Below are 1,083 nucleotides of genomic sequence, written 5' to 3'. Positions count from 1 at the left end.
GGCCTAATAGACAAAAGTGTGGGATTTTTTGCACATTCAGCTTCTAATAGACAAAAGTGTGGGTTTTGATATTTTAAATTATTATTTACTCACTCTTTCTATTTAAAAAATCCTGTATAAACATAATCTTACGTTTTTTGGTTAATCCGTTGTGATTATTTAGTTTCCGCTTTAGTTCACTAAATAATCCTTCTATCCGATTGGTCGTTTTTTCTATATTTAATTCCGGATATTTCTCATAGGTAAATAAATACTTTTCATAACGTTTCAAACTCGCATAAGCCCCTCGAATATGTCGATGTTTATAGGGAAAATAACCTCGTTCATTCGCCTTTTCTGAACGCTCATTTAAAAACACTTGATGTTCTAAATACCAATAATGTAATCGTCGATAAAATTCCGCTTTGTGACTACTTTTTAACGTTTTCGCTATCACTTTTAATGCCTTTCCTGCTTCAGATTGATGATTTTTCCTTAACTTCCTCATTACCATCGCCACCATATGAAATTGACACATCTGCGTGGGCGTGTTGAGTAAATCTTTCAGTAACCCTCTTCGCCCATCACAGGTAATTGCTTGAATTTTATCGCCTTTTTCTCTTAATTTATTTATTGCAACTTTGTAATAGTCATCTTTTTCTGTTTTGACTATTTGATGGTAAACCACGTTACCTGATAATGAATCCATCAAGACTAACACACCAAAATCTCGTCCAAAGAATGTCACATCCATAATCAGATTTAACATAGCTTTTTCTGGTGTTTTTAGTTTTGTTTTAGGGGCTTTATCAATATATCGCTGAATCGTTCTTATTGAACAATGATATTTTTCTGCCAATTGTTGGTAGGTCTGTTTACCTATGACATAATCTTGCCAAATAAGGCTGGCATTTAATTTATTTTGATAGATAAATGTTTTATTACACTTAGGACATTTGTAGCGTTGTTGATTATTTTTCTTACCATGTTTATGTATTTGAGGTGAGTTACAGAAAGGGCAATTTTTTATTCATTTTCAAAAAAGTGGCTTAAAGCCTTATAGTATATGACTTCAAACCACTTTTTTCCCACACTTTTGTCTAT

At 32.3% G+C, this 1,083-nt stretch carries 1 protein-coding gene; it reads right to left on the bottom strand.

The features are described 5' to 3' along the window. Window positions 1-85: 85 nt before the first annotated feature. Window positions 86-1,009, bottom strand: coding sequence for an IS256 family transposase, variant Zn-binding type (locus tag QS62_RS11250; RefSeq protein WP_066110221.1), 924 nt, complete (start codon window positions 1,007-1,009; stop codon window positions 86-88). Window positions 1,010-1,083 lie beyond the last annotated feature (74 nt).

This window comes from Gallibacterium salpingitidis (genome assembly GCF_001678495.1).
Classification (GTDB): domain Bacteria; phylum Pseudomonadota; class Gammaproteobacteria; order Enterobacterales; family Pasteurellaceae; genus Gallibacterium; species Gallibacterium salpingitidis.
The sequence above is the reverse complement of the archived record's forward strand: the minus strand, read 5'-3'. Positions and strand labels throughout refer to the sequence as shown.